This window comes from Hyphococcus flavus, assembly GCF_028748065.1.
Taxonomy (GTDB): Bacteria; Pseudomonadota; Alphaproteobacteria; order Caulobacterales; family Parvularculaceae; genus Hyphococcus; species Hyphococcus flavus.
Map to the genome: position 1 here is coordinate 2,475,540 of NZ_CP118166.1, position 18,043 is coordinate 2,493,582.

Here is an 18,043-nt window from a genome sequence, read left to right on the forward strand (position 1 = left end):
CCGGTTCATGAATGAATTCGACATCATCCGCGAAGTTTTCGCACCGTTGACGGCGGAGGCTCCCGGTGCGTTTGATCTTGTTGACGATGTTGCGCTTCTCGAAAATCAGAACCTCGTAGTCACAAAAGACCTGCTGGTATCTGGCGTTCATTTTTTACCGAAGGACCCGCTCGACCTCGTCGCCCGGAAATTGATCCGCGCAAATGTTTCTGATCTTGCGGCGAAGGGCGCAAAACCGTTGGGATACTTTCTTGGTTGCGTCTGGTCGGCCGGCGTTAAACGTGAGGCGCTGGAGCTCTTCGCCAAAGGTTTGCGCGAAGATCAGGAGACATATCGAATCGCGCTTTACGGCGGCGACACGACAGCGCACGCGACAAAGACGGCGCCGCTGACGTTGTCCGCCACGTTTTTCGGTATTCCGCCGAAACAGGGCCTCACATCACGATCAGGCGCATCACTTGGCGATGATTTATACGTATCCGGAACGATTGGCGATGCTGGATTGGGGCTTGCGGCGCTTCGCAAGGAGTTCAAGTTTACAACTGTTGATAAAGCCTCGCTTGCAACGCGCTATCAATTGCCGGAACCGCGACTGAGCCTCGGCGCCGCGCTCGCGGGCCTTGCGACAGCAGCCATCGATGTATCGGACGGGCTGCTTGCGGATGCCGGCCACATTGCTAAGGCCAGCGGATTGCGCGCTGCGATTGATGCTGTTGCAATTCCAAGATCCGGCGCTGCAGGGTCGTGGATTGCCGCGCAGGAAAACCGATGGCGCGCCTTGTCTCAACTGGCGAGTTTCGGCGATGACTACGAAATTCTGTTCGCCGCGCCGCCCGCCATGCGCCGTTCCGTAACTGTCGCCGCCAAGGCGTCACGCACCGAAGTCACGCGTATAGGAACGCTGACGCGCGGCGCCGGTGTTGGGTTGCTTGATGAGAACGGTGCGGAGATCCCGACAAAACTCACAGGTTACGATCATTTCAGATCGTAAAGCTGGGATTATTGCCCGGGTACAGGGCCTTCCTGACCGAGGGCTGAGGGCAGCGTGCCGACATTGCCCAGAAGCTGCTCCCAGAAATTCAATGTTCGCCCGCGCGTAGGCGTCACGCGAGAAGCGAGCTTTATGTCGTCGCCGTCGTCCAGCGTGTAGTTCTCGATGCTCTCGACGGTGCTTTCATCGTTGAACTTGATGGCGACAACCTGCCGGACTGTGGTCTCTGGAGTGAAAAAGGCGCGGGCCTGTGTGCGCGAGTACAGATAGTACCAGGCATCGCGGTCGAACGTGCCGATCATCGAAGGCTCGCCATATTTTGCGAGTATGGAGTCTTTCGTATCGAATCCCGGTTCTGCGTCCAGCGTCTCCTGGTCGCTCTCCAGAATGTAGCCATGCGCCGATCTGACAGAGACGCAAGCCTGCAGGGTCAGCGGAAAGAGTGCGATGAGGAGCAATCTGAGCATCATGAAAATTACCTTGTACTCATAACCATTCTGTTGCTCAGGCGGCTGCCCGGGCTCAATTTCAATGCCTGTTTAGGGCCTGTTGTAGACCAGTTTTCCGCCAGGCGGACGCCAAGGGTTGATCCACGACCCAGAGGGGCATAATTGGCCCTTCGATACCAGCGATCGTGACTGGCCGCAAATTCTTTAGGTCGCCGGGAGCATCCTGCAGGGAACCCAAGCATGTTCAAATTCCTGTTCAAGAAAGATCCGGCCCATGATGCGGGGCAGGCGCTTTACGCCGCCGCGGTGTCTGAGGCCCGGAACGAGGCTCTTTATCTTGATGCCGGGGCGCCCGACACCGTGGAAGGACGGTTCGAGATGGTGGCGCTGCATGCCTATCTCATCATGCGGCGGCTAAAAGGGGATGACGGCGTCCAGAGCAGTGCTTCGAAACGTGTTAGCCAGTGCCTGCTGGACGCCATGTTTGCGAATATGGATGACTCTCTCCGAGAAATGGGGGTTGGCGATCTCGTCGTCGGGAAAAAAATCCGGAAACTTGGCGAGAACTTTTACGGCCGCATCGGCGCTTATGAAGCCGCTCTTGGTTCGGAGGCGCCTAAAGACAACCTGACGAAAGCGCTCGGACGTAATATCTTTGGCGATGAAGCGGCTGACGGCGCCAAACGGCTCACGGACTACGTCCTGAGTGTCGATGAGGTCCTGGCGGCCCAGCCGATCACTCGCGTAGAAGGCGGTATCATTGCCTTTCCCGGTTATCGGGCAGAAGCGCAATGAATACGGAAAACGACGATCCTGAATTCAGCCATAAGGTCGATCTTGGCGGTCTGCCGCGCTCCGGCAAGGCGTTTCGTCTTGTCGCTGACAACGTTTCACTCGAAAGAATTGCAACCAGATTGAATGTTATTTCAGCGGATGCGTTTTCCTGTGACCTGCATCTGCGTGCCAGCCGGCATGAAATTAACATCACGGGAAAAGTCACAGCAACGCTCATTCGCGAATGCGTCGCCAGTCTTGAGCCGATGGAAGAAGTCATCGACGAGAGTTTTGACGTTGAATTCGCTCGATCCAGTCCGGACAACCTAAGAAAAGAAAATGAAGACGGCGAGGCGGTTTATGAAGGAGAGGACATCCCGCCGGAAATTCATGAAGGTGAAATTTTCGATATTGGCGAGTTCGCGGTTCAACAGCTTGCGCTCGCTATGAATCCGTTTCCCCGAATGCCAGGCGCGCAAAGTCTGGCGGAAGTTTATGGTCGGGAGGACAATGTCTCTCCATTTGCGGTCCTGGCTGAAAAATTCAAAAAAAGTGATGAAAATCAATAGTTTTACATATAGCGCTGATGGCTTATATGATGTTTCGTCATGCGTTGCATGAGCGGGCGGGCGCTCATATTCTGCGCCCCGCCTTTACGGGTTCTGCGATGCAGCGGCGTGATAGGCAATTGGAGTCTTTAGGTTGAATATGAACGCGACCAACGGCCAGGGGACAGTGCTGGCGATCGACGCCATGGGCGGCGACGCCGGTCCGAAAGCCGTTATCGACGGCGCCGCTTACGCTGTGCGCAAGGGCCTGAAGTCGCGGTTCGTCTTTTTTGGCGATCAGGAACAGTTGGAACCTTTGATCGCCAGCGCGCAAGAACTGGCGGGTGCGGAAATCCGCCACACCGATAACGTCGTCGCCATGACTGACAAACCGATGCACGTTCTACGGCGTGGCCGCGACACGTCCATGTGGTCGGCTATTGGCGCTGTCGCTGCGGGCGAGGCGCAGGCTGTTGTTTCCGGCGGTAATACAGGCGCGCTGATGGCGGTTGCGCGAAAACAGCTTGGCATGATCAAGGGTATTGACCGGCCGGCGATTACGGCGCTTTGGCCGACGCCGCGCGGGCGCACCGTTGTGCTGGACGTTGGCGCGAATGTTGAAGCGAACGAAGATCAACTCGTGCAATTTGCGATCATGGGCGAGGCGTTTTTCCGATCTCTGACGAAGGTGGAAAAGCCATCGGTCGGATTGCTCAATGTCGGGGCGGAGGACCTCAAGGGCCATGAACTGATCCGCACGGCGGCGCGCGTCCTGCGCGAGGCTGATCCGGAAATGGACTTCAAGGGCTTTGTGGAAGGCAATGACATTTCAAAAGGCACGGTCGATGTGGTCGTCACCGACGGCTTTACCGGCAATGTCGCGTTGAAGTCCGCCGAGGGCGCCGCTCGTCTTCTTGGCCAGTGGATGAAAGAAACCCTGACCGGCACGCTTAACGCCAAACTGGGCGCGTTGATGATGGCGCCGGGGCTAAGGAAACTGAAAGACCGGATTGACCCGTCATCTAACAATGGCGGCGTTTTTCTTGGCGTGAACGGCGTTGTCGTGAAAAGTCACGGCGGTTCTGATGCGCGCGGGGTGGCGAGCGCGATCAAGGTTGCATCCAGCCTTGCCCGGCGGCCGTTCCAGAATGCAATTGCAGAAACCGTGAAAGCGGTTATGGACCGGCGCGAACAATTGAGCGAAGCGGTTGAGGAAGACCAGACAATAAAAGCGGCGGTAGTATGAGTTTAAAAGCGGTTCTGCGAGGGTGCGGCGCTTTTCTTCCTGAAAAAGTTCTGACGAATGAAGACCTCTCAAAAAAGGTCGATACCAGCGACGAATGGATACGTGAACGTACAGGCATTCGCGAACGCCACATTGCGTCCGACGGCGAGTTGACATCGGACCTTGCGGCGAATGCGGCGCGTGTAGCATTGAAAGATGCGGATCTCGCACCTGAAGACATCGATCTTATTATTGTGGCGACGACGACGCCTGACCTGACGTTTCCGTCTACGGCGGCGATTGTTCAGGCCAAGCTCGGCGCCGGGGCCGGCGCGGCGTTCGATATTCAGGCAGTGTGCACCGGATTTGTTTATGCGCTTTCGACCGCTGAAAAGTTCTTGATCAGCGGTCAGCACAAGCGCGCGCTGGTCATCGGCGCTGAAACATTCTCGCGCATTCTCGACTGGGAAGACCGGGCCACATGCGTATTGTTCGGCGATGGCGCCGGCGCGTTCATTCTTGAGGCGCAGGAAGCAACTGACGCGGGCGAACGCGGCATGATGGCGAGTTATTTGCGCTGCGACGGAAACCTCGTCGACCTGCTTTACGTGGATGGCGGCGTATCCTCATCTCAAACCGTTGGCCATGTGCGGATGCAGGGCAACAAGGTTTTCCGCGAAGCCGTTACGCGTATCTCGCAGGCCATGGTAAGCGTGTGTGAAGAGGCGAATGTGCCAGTTACCGACATTGATTGGTTCGTGCCGCATCAGGCAAATGAACGGATCATTCAAGGGGTGGTGAAAAAACTCGATTTGCGGCCCGATCAGGTTGTTTCCACAATCTCCGGCCAGGGCAATACGTCGGCGGCGTCAATCCCGCTTGCTTATTGCGCAGGGGTTGCTGACGGGCGAATCAAGACCGGTGACCTGGTGCTTTTCGAGGCCATGGGCGGGGGCCTCACCTGGGGCGCCGCGCTGATGCGAGTCTGAATAACACGCAATATATTTCAAAGGGTTATTGACCAAACCGGCGCCGCGCTATTAACCTTACAGGCTTGGGGCGACCATTGCTGGAAGGGCGAGGATGACAGCGAAAACAATCACCCGGGCGGACCTGACCGACGCAGTTTATCGTTCGCTTGGGATATCGCGTAACGAATCAGCCGCCTTTGTTGAGCGCATTCTGGACGAAGTGGCGGGAACGCTCGAAAAGGGCGACACGGTGAAAATTTCCTCTTTCGGAACTTTTTCCGTCCGTGACAAAAAACTCCGCATGGGACGCAACCCAAAGACCGGTGAAGAAGTGCCGATTGCGCCGCGCCGTGTTATTACGTTCCGCGCGTCTCATGTATTAAAAGACCAGATTAACACGACCCACCGGCAAGCGAAGGCCGCTGAGTAAGATAAACCTGAACGCTTTGGGCCAATTTTTTTTGGCTGCAAACTAAAGAGCTGGGCAATGTCCGTGGCGAAATCCGCCGATGCTTTCCGAACGATCTCAGAAGCAGCCAAAGAGCTGGATGTTCCCCAGCATGTGTTGCGACACTGGGAAGAAGTATTCGGACAGGTGCGCCCCATGCGCCGGGCTGGCGGGCGGCGGTATTATCGCCCGCTCGATATAGATTTGCTGCGCGGTATTCGCGTGCTGCTTTATGACCAGCGCTACACAACCAAGGGCGTTCAAAAAATCTTCAAGGACGAAGGTGCCAAATACATTTCCGAACTGGGTCGTCGCGCGGCCGCGGGGGAGGTGATCGACGTCCGCCCGATTATCGATGAGGACGGCGGGCCGGATGTGCTCGAACTGGGCGCCGACGATGCGGTCAAATCAGAGCGGTCGCTGACGCCAGAGATGCGCCGTACGCTGCAGGCGTTGCTGTCGCGCCTTGAAACGGTTCAGGATGCACTTGATGAAGCGGCGCTGGCGCTCGAAGCCATTGAAGCGGATGATGATCGTGCCTCCGGAACGCGCCAAAACGCTGCTGAATAGTTTTTAGTCCATGCTTTCGTTATTCAAGCGTTTGTCCAGCCAGGCGCCGAGTATTTCCAGCAAATCTGGCGACAGCGTATTTTCAAGACCTGCATATTCCGCAGGCAACCCCGTTCGCGCTTTTTGCATGATATGATTGGCGTCAGGAATAATCCTGACTGTTACATCGCTGCTTGGCGCTTGACGCAAATATTGTTCGATGGCTTCGAGGTGATGTTCCGGCGGCGAGATCGGGTCAAGCCCTCCGCCGATGGCGAGAATGGGAACGTCAAGCGACGAATAAATAGGTTCGGGATCAAAACGCAAATTCGATTGATACCAGGGCCCTAGAAACATTTCGATGCGGCCCTCCAAAGTCTCCGGCACAAACGAGTAGGGCGGAATCAAAGCGCGGCCCGGACCTTTCAAAAAAACAGCTAGACGATCACGTGTTGCCGGCGCCTCCGGATTGCTGGTGACAATGCTGATATACTCAGCAAAAAGCGTACGGTATTGATCGGCGCGATCACCGGTGACCCCCGAAATTTCCAGTGCTTTTTCCAATTGTAGGGAAAGCGTTTCAACGCCACTGAGGCCCGGCGCGGAAATCAGGACCGCGAAAGCTGCACTATCGACGGCGTTCGCCGTCATAGCAGCGACAGCGCCCCCTTGGCTCATGCCTATAAATCCGATCTGGTTCGGGTCAATGCGGGGATCGTTTTTGAGTGTTTCAAAAATCGCTGCGGCGTCGTTGCTTAAATCATTCCAGCTTGCTTTAAAATAATCGCCGCCTGAGCCGCCGACGCCACGATCGTCAAACCGCGCTGATGCGATACCGCGCCGCTCCAAGACATCCGCTAATACGGTGAAGCTTTTGTGTCCGGCGAAACTTTGGTTGCGGTCATTAGGACCCGCTACTGACAATAAAATGGCTGCTGGTGCAGGGCTTTTGATGTCCGGTATTATTAGTTCTCCCGCCAGCGTCACGCCATGACTTTGAACTTGCAGAGTCTCAGCTTTGTAAGGCTGGGGAACGCTCGTAACTTGGGGTTGTTTTGTCGTCCCGTTGTTTTGGTGAAAAAGTAAAAAGCCTGCGCCAGCTGCGAGAACCAGCAGAAAGATAACTATAGGGAATAATCGGCTCATTGGTTACTCTTCTGATGAAAAAATAAATGCTTCGGTGATGACAACGTCGAGCGCGGCGGAGATTCGATAGGCAAGAGTAATGCTTGGGTCATGCTTGCCGTTTTCAATCGTGTTGATTGCTTGCCGCGAGACGTTGACTGCATTCGCGAGGTCGGCTTGCGACCATTTTTTTCGCGCACGCAATTCGCGTAGCCGGTTCATAACCGCGCGCGCCATGACAATGCTCCGTATGCGATTAAAAAAATGCCGACTGACAAAGCCCAAGGTTCCAGCGGCAGCGCCATCCATGCAAAAGCGTGCGCTGCATAAGTGAGGAGCGCCGTGGCGAGGGCGGCGACGGCGCCGGCGGTGAGCGCTATTGCGCGTTTGACCTCATCACGTGTTGCGATGAACGCCGCCACGAGACCGAACAGGGCGATGAGCGACGCCAAAGACAAAATACCGGTCCAGAAGGGCGGGTCATCGACGCGGGCCGCCATGAGAAAAGTCGACACATGCGCCGCATAAAGGGCGAGAAAGCCCGCAATCCATTTTGCCATCGCATTGGCTCCTGGTTACTACAGCCGTGGATATCGCGTATTCATGACATTATATCAAGAATATACGACATATTGACAAAAACAATGGACAAAAAGTGGATGCGGCATCACGGCCGGCGCTTTTTCCTGAAGCGGCTTTTGTTTTTAGTTTTGAAGATTATAGTCCGCCGCTCGCGCGGGAGCCGATGGTCCCGTCGCGAAAGAGGTCGGAGCGTAGCGCAGCCTGGTAGCGCACTTCACTGGGGGTGAAGGGGTCGCTGGTTCGAGTCCAGTCGCTCCGACCATTTCTCATAGAATTAAACCTCAACCCGCGTCCTGCGCCAGCGGTTGGCGCTGCTTGAACCTGTAAGGCGCCGGTCGAGGCGGTAGAGGCTTGCGACCTCGCATTGCGGGCGCGCCTGTTTCACGAAATTCGCGGCGTCTTCATCGCTGCGACCCGGAAAGTCGTGGGTATAGCCGCCTGTGAACCCTGTCGCGACGCCGGCGGCGTCCATGGTCGCGTTGTCGCTTCCGTCCGCGCAGCGCGCGTACATGACTTCATATTTTTGCGCTATGCCGATCATGCCCTGCAGCTCGAGCAGGGGATCACGCCGTAAATCTTCCGGTTTCATGATGAACGCCGCGCCCGCAATTGCGAGAATGGCGGGGATCGCCGCGTAACCCGGCAGATCGATTTCATAGGCCATGAGCCATACCCCCTCGTGGCTTGCGGTTCGCCGTAACGATTTGAAATTAAAGCGCCGGAATTAGAGCGGGATTAATGAAATGGGTTGGATTGCTCAAATCGCGGCTCGACCGGTGAAGCTCCGTACACGTCAAAGGCGAGGAGCCACCTGAAAATTACAACGTATTTGATGAAAATCTTCATCAAACCCGCCTTTGGTGGAAGGTTATCCCCGCGTTTGCGGGCGGCTTTATGATGCCGCTCATGAAATTTTATATCGTCAGCACTGTCATGCCGGAACGTGCGAAAGCACGTGCCGCATTTGCGCGCGCATACGGAATTCATCAGGGAAAAAATTTGTACAAAATTCTTGGCGGTGTTTTGTACAATAATCGGCTGCGGGCCTTGCGTCACGCCAAAGCGAAGAGGCGAGACGCGCCCCTCACGCAACACTTTTATGCAACGGGCGAGGCCCGTTCAACAATGGCGCGCGCATTGATGTTGGCGGTGACAGCACCAAAGGCGAGCGATTTGTGTTGCGGGTCGAGCCGCGCATTGCAGAAGCCGTCGAAGACTTCGCCCGGCGCGGTTTTGAGAAGCGCCGCAGCCTGCAGCGCGAGCGCCATGTCCTCGGCGAAGGCCCGTGCGGTTCCTTCGTTAAGCGCGCCCGGTTTGAACCAGCGTTCAAGTGCAGTGATATGCGCGTCGAGATGAGCATTGGCGTCGCGCGCGGCGGCGATTTCCGCGCGCACGGCCTCAAGGCTCGCCGGTTCGCGGCCAATGGCGCGCAATATGTCGAGCGCGATGACATTGCCGGACCCTTCCCAGATGGCGTTCAGCGGCGCGCCGCGGAACATGCGTGGCATGGGGCTTTCTTCGACGAAGCCCGCGCCGCCGTGACACTCGAGCGCTTCATAAACGACACCCGGCTGGCGCTTGCAGATCCAGTATTTGGCGATGGGCGTCGCCAGCCGCATGAATGCGGCCTCAGCTTCGTCATCCGTTGCGGCGTCAAAACTGCGCGCAATGCGAAAGGCGAGAGCGGTTGCGGCTTCGGCTTCAAGCGCGAGATCGGCGAGGACGTTGGTCATGGCCGGCTGATCAATCAGTTTTTTCTGAAACGCCGTTCGGTGCGCCGCATGCCACATCGCTTCACGCACGGCGCCGCGCATGCCGCCGGCGGAGCCGACGATGCAGTCAAGCCGCGTATGCTGCACCATGTCGATAATGGTGCGAACGCCGCGGCCTTCCTCGCCGACTCGCCGCGCATACGCGCCGTGGTATTCGATTTCAGAAGACGCGTTGGAGCGGTCGCCGAGCTTGTCTTTCAGCCGCATGATGTGAAACGCGTTGCGCGTGCCGTCCGGGCGCCAGCGCGGCACAATAAAACAGGTAACACCCGCTTCCGTCTGCGCCAGCGTCAAAAACGCGTCGCACATAGGCGCGGAGCAGAACCATTTGTGCCCGGTCAATTCATATTCGTCATCAACGATATGCGCGGCGACAGTCGTATTGGCGCGAATGTCAGACCCGCCCTGTTTTTCCGTCATGGCCATGCCCATGGTGGCGGCTTTTTTGTCCGCAGCCGGAATAAATCGCGGATCGTAAGCATGGGCGGTGACGCGCGGGGCCCATTCCATCGCCACATCCGGCGCATGGCGCAAGGCGGGCACAACGGCGTAGGTCATGGACATGGGGCAACAGACGCCGCCATCTGCCTGACCCATCAAATACAGCAGCGCCGAATGAAGCACATGCCCGGCTTCTTTGGCGGTCCAGGCGGCGCCGGAAACGCCGGCAGAAAGGCCGAGGTCCATCAGTTGATGATAGGCCGGATGAAACTCCACCTCGTCGAGGCGATGGCCGTAACGGTCGAAGCTTTTCAGTTGCGGCGGATTTTTGTTCGCCTGACGCGCCCATTCAAAGACCTCCGCCGAGCCGCAGCGCGCACCGAAAGCGGCAAGGTGTTCACTATGCGCCGCGCCGCCGTTTTTTTCGACGGCGTTTTTCAGCGCCCTGTCGGTTTCGAAAAGATTGACGTCTTCACATGGCGGCGGCTGGTTCGCCACGTCATGGGTTTCAAGATCGGCGAGGGGGCGGTGATGAGTCATACATGCAGCTTATCCCAAGCTGGCTGCTTCGAAAATGCTTCCATGCAGCAGAAATACGGCGGGCTTTATTTACCGCCCCGCATTTTCGCGATGTTCCGTGCGCGAGCTTTAACCGACGCAGACGGGTCTTGCGACGCGGCGTTCAGCGCCTTCTCGGCCTGGGCATTAAATTTGTTATGTTGGTCAGCAAGAGCGCATAAAGCATCAAGCGACCATGCCCGCAAAAACGGACGCTTGTGCGTGAGCAGCGGCTTTACGAATGCTGCTGTTTTTTCTGCATCATCGAGCGTGAAGGAAAGCATGGCGATAGACTGGCAAAGATGCAGGGCCGCTTGCCAGCCATTTGCGAGCGAGCAGACAACAGCGAATTTTTCAGTTTGCGCCTTCGTCAGGCGCCCGCCATTATCGAGGTGGTCTTTGACAAGCCATGTCGCGCCTGAAGAAACGTTTTCATTTTGATGTCGTGCAAGCAACATCAGCGCGTTTATATATCCGCGTCTCGCGGAATGGACCGCTGCAGTTTCGGAAAGCAGGGTAACGGCTTTTCCGTCGAACGCCTCAAGCGCTGTGGTGAGTTCATGTTGCAAAGACACGGCTCAGTCACCCGAAAACGCTAAACCCAGATGTTGCGAGAGTTCATCTATCGCCGGCCGTACATCGCCGAACGGGACCTTGATGGTCGTCATGCCCATGGCTTTCGCCGGTTTCAGGTTGACCCCGAGATCGTCCAGAAAAATGCAGGCTGGCGGTTCAACATGAAGCGCGTTGCACATCATTTCATAAATACGCGGTTCGGGCTTTCTGACGCCCGCCTTCGACGACTCAATTATATGGTCGAAATTGGCGTTAATGCGTTCGACAATTTCTTTCTTTTCATCGGGCGCCAGCATGCCTTTGGAATCGAGCTTCGGCAGGTTGTTGGTAATGCAGCCCGTTTTGTATCCAGCCTGTTTCACTCGTTCGAGAGCCTCAATCATGTCGTGATTGAATGTCAGCGACAAAAGCGAAACGAGCGTGCGCCCGCGAATTTCAAAACCGGCGCCGCGTGTTTCGTCGGCGAAGGCGCTATCGAAAGTTTCGATATCGATTTCCGCGCGCTCGAATTTCGCCCAGGCGTTGTCATGCATGTTGGTTTTGATGACTTCGCCGATAAACCTTTCGGGCAAGTCATGCGCGCGTTCGAAGACGGCGAAATTCTGAACAGGCGACGTGGTGAAAACGCCGCCGAAGTCGAAAATGACTGCCTCGAATTTCATTGGAACTCAATTCTTCGTTGGTCGTTCATAGGCGAACGGCAGAGCCTCGCCGGTAAATACCTCACCTTGAGGCGGGTAGTTTTCCGGATCGTCAAACGCGCCGATCAAAATATGCGTTTCGCCCGGCCATTTTTCGCCGGCATAGGTCAGAGGCGTGCCGCAATCAGGGCAAAACCCGCGTTTCACGCCGGGCGAACTTGCGTGATATGCGGGCGTCTCCTTTACCCAACGCACTTGACGCGCTTCAAATCCAATAAACGTCGAATAAACGGCGCCGGTCGCCTTGCGGCACGAGGCGCAATGGCAATTGCCGACGAATTTGGGCGTGCCCGTTGCCTCAAAACGCACCTTGCCGCACTGGCAGCCGCCCTTATGAAGTATATCCGCCATTATTCGAGGCCTAGTTCTTTCATATATTGGCCGTTTTTCTCCATGGCGCGCTTGACGGCGGGGCGGCTCATCAATCGCTCTGTATACGATGCAAAAGGCTCGGTTTTCTCAATCGCGCCGAACATCATGGCGAAATTCAACGTCGAACCGAAGACAACGTCGGCGGCTGTGAATTTTTCGCCTAATAGAAACGGGCCATCGCCAATAGCGGCTTTGATGGCGTTCAAGACATCGGCCTCGGTTCCGAACCCGACAGCCGCTGTGTTCTCGCGTTTAATGTCAGCGAACTTGTCGAGCATCATCGGTTCGATGCAGCTCGGCGCAAAGAACATCCAGCGGAAATACGCGCCGCGTTTCGGATCGTTTGCCGCGGGCGCGAGGTTCGCTTGAGGGAAAGCATCGGCCAGATAGGCGCAAATCGCCGCCGCCTCCGTCACCGCAACGCCGCCATGCACCAGCGCCGGGATTTTTCCCATGGGATTGATTTTGAGAAAGTCAGGCTGCTTTTGCTCGCCCGCCTTCATGTTGATCAGCTTGACGTCGCAGACGCCGCCAAGTTCTTCATTCATCCACATGGTCGTGCCGCCGCGCGTCTGCGGCATATGATAGAGGACAGGTTTCGCCATAACCGGCTCCTTGATGTTGTTTTCTGCAGCCTAACGCGGGCGCGCGGCTTCGTACAAAGAAATCGCGGCGGCGTTGGAGACGTTAAGACTTTCAACGCCCGCCGCGATGGGAATGCGGAAAAGACCGTCACAGGTTTCAGCCACAAGCTTGCGCAGGCCGGCGCCTTCGGCGCCCATAACCAGCGCCAGCGGTTGACTGGGCAGGGCGGCGATATCGTTTTTCGCTTCACCAGCCAAGCCAGCGCAAAAATAACCGAGACCCTGCAACCCATCGAGCGCACGAGCGATATTGACCACGCGTATGCATGGCAAGGTTTCAATGGCGCCGGCGGCGGCCTTGGCGAGCGCGCCCGAGAGGGGCGGCGTTTTCCGGTCCTGCACGATCACCGCGCGGGCGCCGAATGCGGCGGCGGATCTGAAAATCGCACCAATATTCTGCGGATCGGTAATCTGGTCGAGAACCATAACCGGCCGTCCAAATTCTGTAGGCGAGCAGGCGTCTTTCAGCCGGGCGCGCGGCAGGTCGTCGACTTGCGCGGCGATCCCTTGATGGACAGCGCCAGCGTGCACAAGCCGATCGATGGCGTCCGGGCGCAAATCTTCAAACTTGGCCGTAACGGCGGGGTCGGCGCCATGCTTTTCAAGCCAGTCGCGGGCGTTTTTTGTCGCCGCGACGCGGCGGATTTTCCGCGCCGGGTTGGCCAGCGCCGCCGCGACCGCATGACGGCCGTAAATCCAAACCGGCTGGTGCGGCGGGTTTTTGTGTTTTTCGCGTCGTTTATCACCCATGGGCCTGGCCTAGCCGGTTCTTTTCCTTCAGGAAACAACAAATTGGGGCTTGCGCCCCGGCGACCGGTTGCGAAGGCCGTCCGGCGCGGTTATAGACGCCGTTCTCCCGGCGGGAGAGCAGGCGATTTCGCTCTGTTCTGTCCGCTTTGCGGTCCTCGTGGAGGGGTGGGAGAGTGGTTAAATCCAGCAGACTGTAAATCTGCCCGCGTATGCGTACGGTGGTTCGAATCCACCCCCCTCCACCACCTTGTCTCTGCGGGTTTGCTTTCGCTTCCCGATAGGAAGTACATACCAGAAAAGAAATTATTTAGATCTGAGGCATGCGTCATGCGCACATTCTTTGTTTTCATTAAATGCAAGCTTGGAAAAGCGTACGACGTCGCCGCTGACGTCGTGGAAAAGGTAGATCCGTGCCCTTCGATTTTTTCTATCTCAGGCGAGTATGATTTAATTGCGCATTTCAGCGTCGATAATACTCTCGATATCGGTCGTTTTGTGAATGAGACTCTGCATCAGGTGCCGGACATTGTCGATACTAAGACAATCATCGCATTCAATACATTTTCGAAGGACCAGGGATTTAAAGGCGATGGTAGCGAAAATTAATCAGCACACTGATAATGGCGCCGGTTCGGGCGCGCCTTGATTGCGAGGTCCAGCGCTTTTTCGTTCAATTTTTCCGCCTCACGGTAGAGTTGATATTCGCCTGATTGCAGTTGCGCCGGCCATCCCAGTGCCTCGCCGGCGATGTGTTTGACGCCGTAATGTCCTGCTGCTTGCCGGGTGAAAAACGGGTTATTAAGATGGGGCCGTCCGAGAGCGCAAAGATCGGCGCGCGATGCGGCGACGATCGCATTCACTTGTTCAAGCAAGGTAATGTCGCCCACTGCAATGGTCGGTATGCCAATCTTTTGCTTGATGAACTCGGCGAAAGGCGTTTGCCACATGCGGCCGTAGACGGGTTTTTGCCACGGCACCGTCTGTCCTGACGAGGCGTGGATAATATCGACGCCAGCATCCTTGAAACTTTGCGCGATGACTTGCAGATCGTCGAGTGTCATGCCTCCTTCCGCCCAGTCGCTGGAAGACAGGCGCACGGACATGGGCCGATCTTCGGGCCACGCGGCGCGAAGCGCCTCAAACATCTCGAGGGGGTAGCGCGCGCGGGAAAGCGCATCGCCGCCATATTTATCTTTGCGCTGATTGGTTAGTGGTGAAAGAAAACTCGCCAGCAGATAGCCATGGGCGCAATGCAATTCCAGCATGTCAAAGCCGGCCCGAGCGCCACGCTTGGCTGACGCAACAAAGTCTTCGATGATCGCGTCCATTTTGGCGCGATCCATTTCAACTGGCGTCTGGGAAATATCTGTAAAATAGGGGATTGGGGAAGCTGAGTAGATCGGCCAATTGCTGTCATCCAAGGGGATATCCATTCGCCCTTTTTCATCCGCATTTGGTGTTTTTGTCGAACCCTTTCGACCGGCATGACCGAGTTGTAGCGCGACCTTTGACGACGTCGTTTCATGAATGAAATCGACAATGTGTTTCCAGTCCTGTTCCTGTTTATCGCTCCAAAGTCCTGTGCAGCCAGGCGTGATGCGCGCATCCGGCGTCGGGCAGGTCATTTCCACAAAGACGAGCCCCGCGCCCCCGCGTGCGAAATTTGTGTAGTGTGAAAAGTGCCAGCCGGTAACATCGCCTTCGACGGCGGAATACTGCGCCATGGGCGCAACCACCACGCGGTTTTGTACCGTCATGCCTCGCAAATCATAGGGCGTGAACATGGGCGTCGGACGGTCTTTATGCACCGCCGGGCCGTCGCAACGCTCATAGCGATCGTAGAATTCGCTCTCGACTTTTTCGAGGAAAGCCGCGTCACGCAATCCAATATTATCCCAAGTAAGCGACTTCGCCCTAGACATCAGCGAAAATGCGAATTCATAACGCTCCTTGTTCCAGTGCAAACCCATGTCTTCAAACCAGCGCAATGAAACCTGCGCATTGTGCTGGGTGATTTCGACAGGCGTGCGGCGTTCTGTTTCATAGGCGGCAAAGGCTGCGTTCACATCCGGCGCATGGGTGACTACGGCGTCAGAAAGCGAGCTTGCGCATTCCATGGCGAGCTTCGTACCGGAGCCAATTGACCAGTGCGCCGTCGCCTTGGCGTCGCCGAGGAGAACCATGTTTTTGTGGTTCCAATTGCCGCAACGAATGGTCGGAAAGCTTCGCCAAAGCGATTTGTTAGTGATGAGTGAGTGGCCCTGCAGATCTTCAGCAAAAACAGTTTCAAGAAATCGCGCGCTTTCGGCCTCGTCCATTCGGTCAAGTCCGGATGCGGTCCAGCATTCGGGCGTTGTTTCAAGAACCCATGTGGAGCGGCCCTTTTCATATTGATAGGTATGCGCGCAAAAAGGGCCGTATTCGGTTTTGCGAAAGAAGAATGTGAATGCGTCCAGCGGGCGCGTCGAGCCCATCCAGCAGAATTTATTCCGCGTCTCCTCGATACGTGCTCCGAAATCGGCGTCGTATTTTTCGCGGATCGGGCTGTTTACCCCTTGAGCGACTACGACAATGTCAGAATCTGAGAATCGCTTTTCGATGTCGTTAAGTGCGACAGTTTCAGAAAAATGCAGATTAACGCCAACCGCTTCGCACCTATTCTGTAGTAATTGCAGCAGGGTTTTGCGCGAGCATCCGGCGAAACCGTTGCCGCCGACAATCGTGCGCGTCCCTTCACGTACGATGGCGATGTCGGTCCAGTAAGCGAAATTGTTCCTGATATCGTCATAGGATTCCGGGTCGGCGCTTAAAAACTCATCAAGGGTTTCATCTGAAAAGACAACGCCGAATCCGAACGTGTCGTCGGCCCGGTTTTGCTCAAAGACGTCGATTTCACAATCCGGCAGACGCTTTTTTGTCAAAAGCGCGAAATAAAGTCCGCCCGGACCGCCGCCGATAACCGTAATCTTCATGAAGCCGCTATCCTCGCATTATCCTTCAGGAACGACTGCTGTGGTTTCAATTTCAACCTTCGCTTTCGGTTCTACAAATCTCGATACCTCCAGCACAGCCATGCAAGGGAAAACCTTGCCGAAGACTTCTCGCCACGCTTCGCCAATCTCTTTGATGCTGTTGTTGTATTCCGCGCATGACGACACATAACAGGTCATTCGGACAATATGATCTGGAACCGCGTCGCCTTCCTTGAGGATCTCCTTGATGTTTTCAAGCGCCTGGCGAAACTGGCCGGAGAGCGTATCATGCTCGAACTCTTCACGCGAATTCCAGCCGACGACCCCTGCGGTGAACACCATGCGCCCTTCTGCGGCTATGCCATTGGCGTAGCCCTTGGGGCGGGGCCAACCTTCAGGTTGCAGGGTCTGTCTCATAACTTTTCCCCGAATAATTCCAGATGTTGCCGCGCAATGACGAGCTTTTGCACTTCTGATGCACCTTCATAGATGCGCAGGGCGCGAATATCGCGATAGAGTTCTTCGACTTTGACGCCTTTCTTAACGCCGAGCCCGCCGAACAATTGCACGGCTTTGTCGATAACGCTCTGCGAGCGATCCGTGGCGTAAAGCTTCGCCATCGCGGCTTCCTTTGTTACGCGGCGTTTTTGAACGTCCTTCACCCAGGCGGAGCGGTAAACCAGCAATGCCGAGGCATCGATGTCGAGCGCCATTTCTGCAATGCGTTCTTGCGCGATCGGCATATTGGCGAGCGTCGAACCGAACATTTTACGCCCCACCGCGCGGCCTGTCGCTTCATCGAGCGCGCGACGCGCCAGTCCAAGCGCTGCCGCACCGACGGTCGTGCGAAAAACATCGAGCGTCGCCAGCGCAATCTTGAAGCCTTGGCCTTCTTCGCCGATCCGCGCGGCACCGGGAATTTTCGCGCCATCAAATTTAAGGCGCGCCAGCGGGTGCGGCGCGATAACATCGATGCGTTCGGCTATGGAAAGACCTGGATTGTCAGCGTCGATGACAACAGCGGTTACGCCGCGCGATCCCTCGCCGGTACGAGCGAAAAGTGTGTAAAAATCGGCGATGCCGCCATTGGAAATCCAGGTTTTTTCACCATGGGCTTCATAACCGTTTGCTGCGGGACGTAACGATGCCGTCATGGCGGCGGCATCGGATCCGGCGTCGGGTTCTGACAGTGCAAAAGCCGCGATTTTTTCGCCGGAAGCGACTTTAGGAAGATAGGCGGATTTCAAATCTTCCGAGCCAAAAAGACTGATGGCGCCAGAGCCGAGCCCTTGCATGGCGAAAGCGAAATCGGCAAGGCCCGAATGACGAGCTAGTGTTTCGCGAATGAGGGCGAGTGAGCGCACGTCCAGCATTTCCAGCGCGCCGCCATAAGCATCAGGCGTGCAATATTTTAGCCAGCCGCCCTCACCAAGCGCGGCAACCAGTGTACGACAAGTATCGTCAACATTCTCATGAGCGCCCGGCGCATCAACGATGCCTGGTAGCGTTTTCGCCGCCCATGCATCGAGCGCGCGGGCAAGCTCGCGGTGGCGATCCTTGAAAAAAGGCCAGTCGAGAAATTCCTGATCCGTCAT

22 protein-coding genes and 2 tRNA genes are annotated in these 18,043 nt (G+C 56.3%); 10 read left to right on the forward strand and 14 right to left on the reverse strand.

Annotated features, from left to right (window positions below; all coding sequences use genetic code 11):
* Nucleotides 1-7 precede the first annotated feature (7 nt).
* Nucleotides 8-991 carry a thiamine-phosphate kinase gene (gene thiL / locus PUV54_RS11845; RefSeq protein WP_274492457.1) on the forward strand — a complete coding sequence of 328 codons (984 nt, stop codon included), beginning with the start codon at nt 8-10 and terminating at the stop codon, nt 989-991.
* Nucleotides 992-999: 8 nt separating this feature from the next.
* On the opposite strand, the gene PUV54_RS11850 is transcribed toward thiL, so the two are convergent.
* Entirely contained in the window at nt 1,000-1,461 is a 462-nt protein-coding gene (locus PUV54_RS11850) for an outer membrane protein assembly factor BamE (RefSeq protein WP_274492459.1), read from the reverse strand.
* Between the two features lie 219 nt (nt 1,462-1,680).
* Here PUV54_RS11850 and PUV54_RS11855 point away from each other — a divergent pair, with 219 nt between their 5' ends.
* From PUV54_RS11855 to PUV54_RS11880, 6 genes are all read left to right on the forward strand, one after another.
* Nucleotides 1,681-2,235 (forward strand): ubiquinol-cytochrome C chaperone family protein, encoded by a 555-nt coding sequence (locus PUV54_RS11855; protein WP_274492460.1) that lies wholly within the window; start codon nt 1,681-1,683, stop codon nt 2,233-2,235.
* A complete protein-coding gene (locus tag PUV54_RS11860; RefSeq protein ID WP_274492461.1) occupies nt 2,232-2,783 on the forward strand; it encodes a YceD family protein in 552 nt (183 codons plus the stop codon). Before PUV54_RS11855 ends, PUV54_RS11860 begins: the two co-directional genes overlap by 4 nt.
* 139 nt (nt 2,784-2,922) lie before the next feature.
* A complete protein-coding gene (plsX, locus tag PUV54_RS11865; protein WP_274492462.1) occupies nt 2,923-4,008 on the forward strand; it encodes a phosphate acyltransferase PlsX in 1,086 nt (361 codons plus the stop codon).
* Complete coding sequence (locus PUV54_RS11870; protein ID WP_274492463.1) at nt 4,005-4,976, forward strand: beta-ketoacyl-ACP synthase III; 972 nt, start codon at nt 4,005-4,007, stop codon at nt 4,974-4,976. The genes plsX and PUV54_RS11870 overlap by 4 nt, the downstream gene beginning before the upstream one ends.
* A 94-nt stretch (nt 4,977-5,070) precedes the next feature.
* A complete protein-coding gene (locus tag PUV54_RS11875) occupies nt 5,071-5,388 on the forward strand; it encodes an integration host factor subunit alpha (RefSeq protein WP_274492464.1) in 318 nt (105 codons plus the stop codon).
* 57 nt (nt 5,389-5,445) lie between these two features.
* Nucleotides 5,446-5,976: a MerR family transcriptional regulator gene (locus PUV54_RS11880; RefSeq protein WP_274492465.1), complete on the forward strand. Its 531-nt coding sequence runs from the start codon at nt 5,446-5,448 to the stop codon at nt 5,974-5,976.
* Nucleotides 5,977-5,979: 3 nt separating this feature from the next.
* Here PUV54_RS11880 and PUV54_RS11885 read toward each other — a convergent pair whose 3' ends face one another.
* From PUV54_RS11885 to PUV54_RS11895, 3 genes are read right to left on the reverse strand one after another with little or no spacing between them, the layout of a single operon-like run.
* Nucleotides 5,980-7,101, reverse strand: a complete 1,122-nt coding sequence (locus tag PUV54_RS11885) for an alpha/beta hydrolase family protein (RefSeq protein ID WP_274492466.1) — start codon at nt 7,099-7,101, stop codon at nt 5,980-5,982.
* Between the two features lie 3 nt (nt 7,102-7,104).
* Entirely contained in the window at nt 7,105-7,317 is a 213-nt protein-coding gene (locus PUV54_RS11890; RefSeq protein WP_274492467.1) for a helix-turn-helix transcriptional regulator, read from the reverse strand.
* A complete protein-coding gene (locus tag PUV54_RS11895; RefSeq protein WP_274492468.1) occupies nt 7,299-7,640 on the reverse strand; it encodes a hypothetical protein in 342 nt (113 codons plus the stop codon). Before PUV54_RS11895 ends, PUV54_RS11890 begins: the two co-directional genes overlap by 19 nt.
* A 207-nt stretch (nt 7,641-7,847) precedes the next feature.
* Here PUV54_RS11895 and PUV54_RS11900 point away from each other — a divergent pair.
* A tRNA-Pro gene (locus PUV54_RS11900) sits at nt 7,848-7,924 on the forward strand.
* A gap of 12 nt (nt 7,925-7,936) precedes the next feature.
* Here the strand turns inward: PUV54_RS11900 and PUV54_RS11905 are convergent.
* From PUV54_RS11905 to rlmB, 7 genes are all read right to left on the reverse strand, one after another.
* On the reverse strand, nt 7,937-8,326 hold the full coding sequence (locus tag PUV54_RS11905; protein ID WP_274492469.1) for a hypothetical protein: 390 nt from the start codon (nt 8,324-8,326) through the stop codon (nt 7,937-7,939).
* 433 nt (nt 8,327-8,759) lie between these two features.
* A complete protein-coding gene (locus tag PUV54_RS11910; RefSeq protein ID WP_274492470.1) occupies nt 8,760-10,415 on the reverse strand; it encodes an acyl-CoA dehydrogenase family protein in 1,656 nt (551 codons plus the stop codon).
* Nucleotides 10,416-10,480: 65 nt separating this feature from the next.
* Nucleotides 10,481-11,008: a hypothetical protein gene (locus PUV54_RS11915; RefSeq protein WP_274492471.1), complete on the reverse strand. Its 528-nt coding sequence runs from the start codon at nt 11,006-11,008 to the stop codon at nt 10,481-10,483.
* A gap of 3 nt (nt 11,009-11,011) precedes the next feature.
* Nucleotides 11,012-11,671, reverse strand: a complete 660-nt coding sequence (locus PUV54_RS11920; protein WP_274492472.1) for an HAD-IA family hydrolase — start codon at nt 11,669-11,671, stop codon at nt 11,012-11,014.
* 6 nt (nt 11,672-11,677) lie between these two features.
* On the reverse strand, nt 11,678-12,061 hold the full coding sequence (locus tag PUV54_RS11925) for a GFA family protein (protein ID WP_274492473.1): 384 nt from the start codon (nt 12,059-12,061) through the stop codon (nt 11,678-11,680).
* On the reverse strand, nt 12,061-12,687 hold the full coding sequence (locus PUV54_RS11930; RefSeq protein ID WP_274492474.1) for a glutathione S-transferase family protein: 627 nt from the start codon (nt 12,685-12,687) through the stop codon (nt 12,061-12,063). The genes PUV54_RS11925 and PUV54_RS11930 overlap by 1 nt, the downstream gene beginning before the upstream one ends.
* A gap of 30 nt (nt 12,688-12,717) precedes the next feature.
* Nucleotides 12,718-13,476 (reverse strand): 23S rRNA (guanosine(2251)-2'-O)-methyltransferase RlmB, encoded by a 759-nt coding sequence (gene rlmB, locus PUV54_RS11935; RefSeq protein ID WP_274492475.1) that lies wholly within the window; start codon nt 13,474-13,476, stop codon nt 12,718-12,720.
* A gap of 159 nt (nt 13,477-13,635) precedes the next feature.
* Between rlmB and PUV54_RS11940 the strand changes: the two genes are divergently transcribed.
* Both PUV54_RS11940 and PUV54_RS11945 read left to right on the forward strand, forming a co-directional pair.
* Nucleotides 13,636-13,721, forward strand: a tRNA-Tyr gene (locus PUV54_RS11940).
* Nucleotides 13,722-13,803: 82 nt separating this feature from the next.
* The gene (locus tag PUV54_RS11945; protein ID WP_274492476.1) at nt 13,804-14,082 is read left to right on the forward strand and encodes an Lrp/AsnC ligand binding domain-containing protein; all 279 of its coding nucleotides are present in this window, start codon (nt 13,804-13,806) and stop codon (nt 14,080-14,082) included.
* Here the strand turns inward: PUV54_RS11945 and PUV54_RS11950 are convergent.
* Genes PUV54_RS11950 through PUV54_RS11960 form a run of 3 tightly spaced genes read right to left on the reverse strand, consistent with a single transcriptional unit; the run spans nt 14,079 to nt 18,043 of the window.
* A complete protein-coding gene (locus PUV54_RS11950; RefSeq protein ID WP_274492477.1) occupies nt 14,079-16,448 on the reverse strand; it encodes an oxidoreductase in 2,370 nt (789 codons plus the stop codon). The genes PUV54_RS11945 and PUV54_RS11950 overlap by 4 nt on opposite strands.
* A gap of 18 nt (nt 16,449-16,466) precedes the next feature.
* Nucleotides 16,467-16,865: a RidA family protein gene (locus PUV54_RS11955; protein ID WP_274492479.1), complete on the reverse strand. Its 399-nt coding sequence runs from the start codon at nt 16,863-16,865 to the stop codon at nt 16,467-16,469.
* A complete protein-coding gene (locus tag PUV54_RS11960) occupies nt 16,862-18,043 on the reverse strand; it encodes an acyl-CoA dehydrogenase family protein (RefSeq protein ID WP_274492480.1) in 1,182 nt (393 codons plus the stop codon). The genes PUV54_RS11955 and PUV54_RS11960 overlap by 4 nt, the downstream gene beginning before the upstream one ends.

Coding starts and splice junctions, on each gene's coding strand:
- PUV54_RS11860 (WP_274492461.1), top strand. CDS start 2,232: ATGAATACGGAAAACGACGATCCTGAATTCAGCCATAAGGTCGATCTT.
- plsX (WP_274492462.1), top strand. CDS start 2,923: ATGAACGCGACCAACGGCCAGGGGACAGTGCTGGCGATCGACGCCATG.
- PUV54_RS11870 (WP_274492463.1), top strand. CDS start 4,005: ATGAGTTTAAAAGCGGTTCTGCGAGGGTGCGGCGCTTTTCTTCCTGAA.
- PUV54_RS11890 (WP_274492467.1), bottom strand. CDS start 7,317: ATGGCGCGCGCGGTTATGAACCGGCTACGCGAATTGCGTGCGCGAAAA.
- PUV54_RS11920 (WP_274492472.1), bottom strand. CDS start 11,671: ATGAAATTCGAGGCAGTCATTTTCGACTTCGGCGGCGTTTTCACCACG.
- PUV54_RS11960 (WP_274492480.1), bottom strand. CDS start 18,043: ATGACGGATCAGGAATTTCTCGACTGGCCTTTTTTCAAGGATCGCCAC.
- PUV54_RS11885 (WP_274492466.1), bottom strand. CDS start 7,101: ATGAGCCGATTATTCCCTATAGTTATCTTTCTGCTGGTTCTCGCAGCT.
- PUV54_RS11905 (WP_274492469.1), bottom strand. CDS start 8,326: ATGGCCTATGAAATCGATCTGCCGGGTTACGCGGCGATCCCCGCCATT.
- PUV54_RS11855 (WP_274492460.1), top strand. CDS start 1,681: ATGTTCAAATTCCTGTTCAAGAAAGATCCGGCCCATGATGCGGGGCAG.
- PUV54_RS11910 (WP_274492470.1), bottom strand. CDS start 10,415: ATGACTCATCACCGCCCCCTCGCCGATCTTGAAACCCATGACGTGGCG.
- PUV54_RS11925 (WP_274492473.1), bottom strand. CDS start 12,061: ATGGCGGATATACTTCATAAGGGCGGCTGCCAGTGCGGCAAGGTGCGT.
- PUV54_RS11955 (WP_274492479.1), bottom strand. CDS start 16,865: ATGAGACAGACCCTGCAACCTGAAGGTTGGCCCCGCCCCAAGGGCTAC.
- PUV54_RS11945 (WP_274492476.1), top strand. CDS start 13,804: ATGCGCACATTCTTTGTTTTCATTAAATGCAAGCTTGGAAAAGCGTAC.
- thiL (WP_274492457.1), top strand. CDS start 8: ATGAATGAATTCGACATCATCCGCGAAGTTTTCGCACCGTTGACGGCG.
- PUV54_RS11850 (WP_274492459.1), bottom strand. CDS start 1,461: ATGATGCTCAGATTGCTCCTCATCGCACTCTTTCCGCTGACCCTGCAG.
- PUV54_RS11875 (WP_274492464.1), top strand. CDS start 5,071: ATGACAGCGAAAACAATCACCCGGGCGGACCTGACCGACGCAGTTTAT.
- PUV54_RS11880 (WP_274492465.1), top strand. CDS start 5,446: ATGTCCGTGGCGAAATCCGCCGATGCTTTCCGAACGATCTCAGAAGCA.
- PUV54_RS11930 (WP_274492474.1), bottom strand. CDS start 12,687: ATGGCGAAACCTGTCCTCTATCATATGCCGCAGACGCGCGGCGGCACG.
- PUV54_RS11950 (WP_274492477.1), bottom strand. CDS start 16,448: ATGAAGATTACGGTTATCGGCGGCGGTCCGGGCGGACTTTATTTCGCG.
- rlmB (WP_274492475.1), bottom strand. CDS start 13,476: ATGGGTGATAAACGACGCGAAAAACACAAAAACCCGCCGCACCAGCCG.
- PUV54_RS11895 (WP_274492468.1), bottom strand. CDS start 7,640: ATGGCAAAATGGATTGCGGGCTTTCTCGCCCTTTATGCGGCGCATGTG.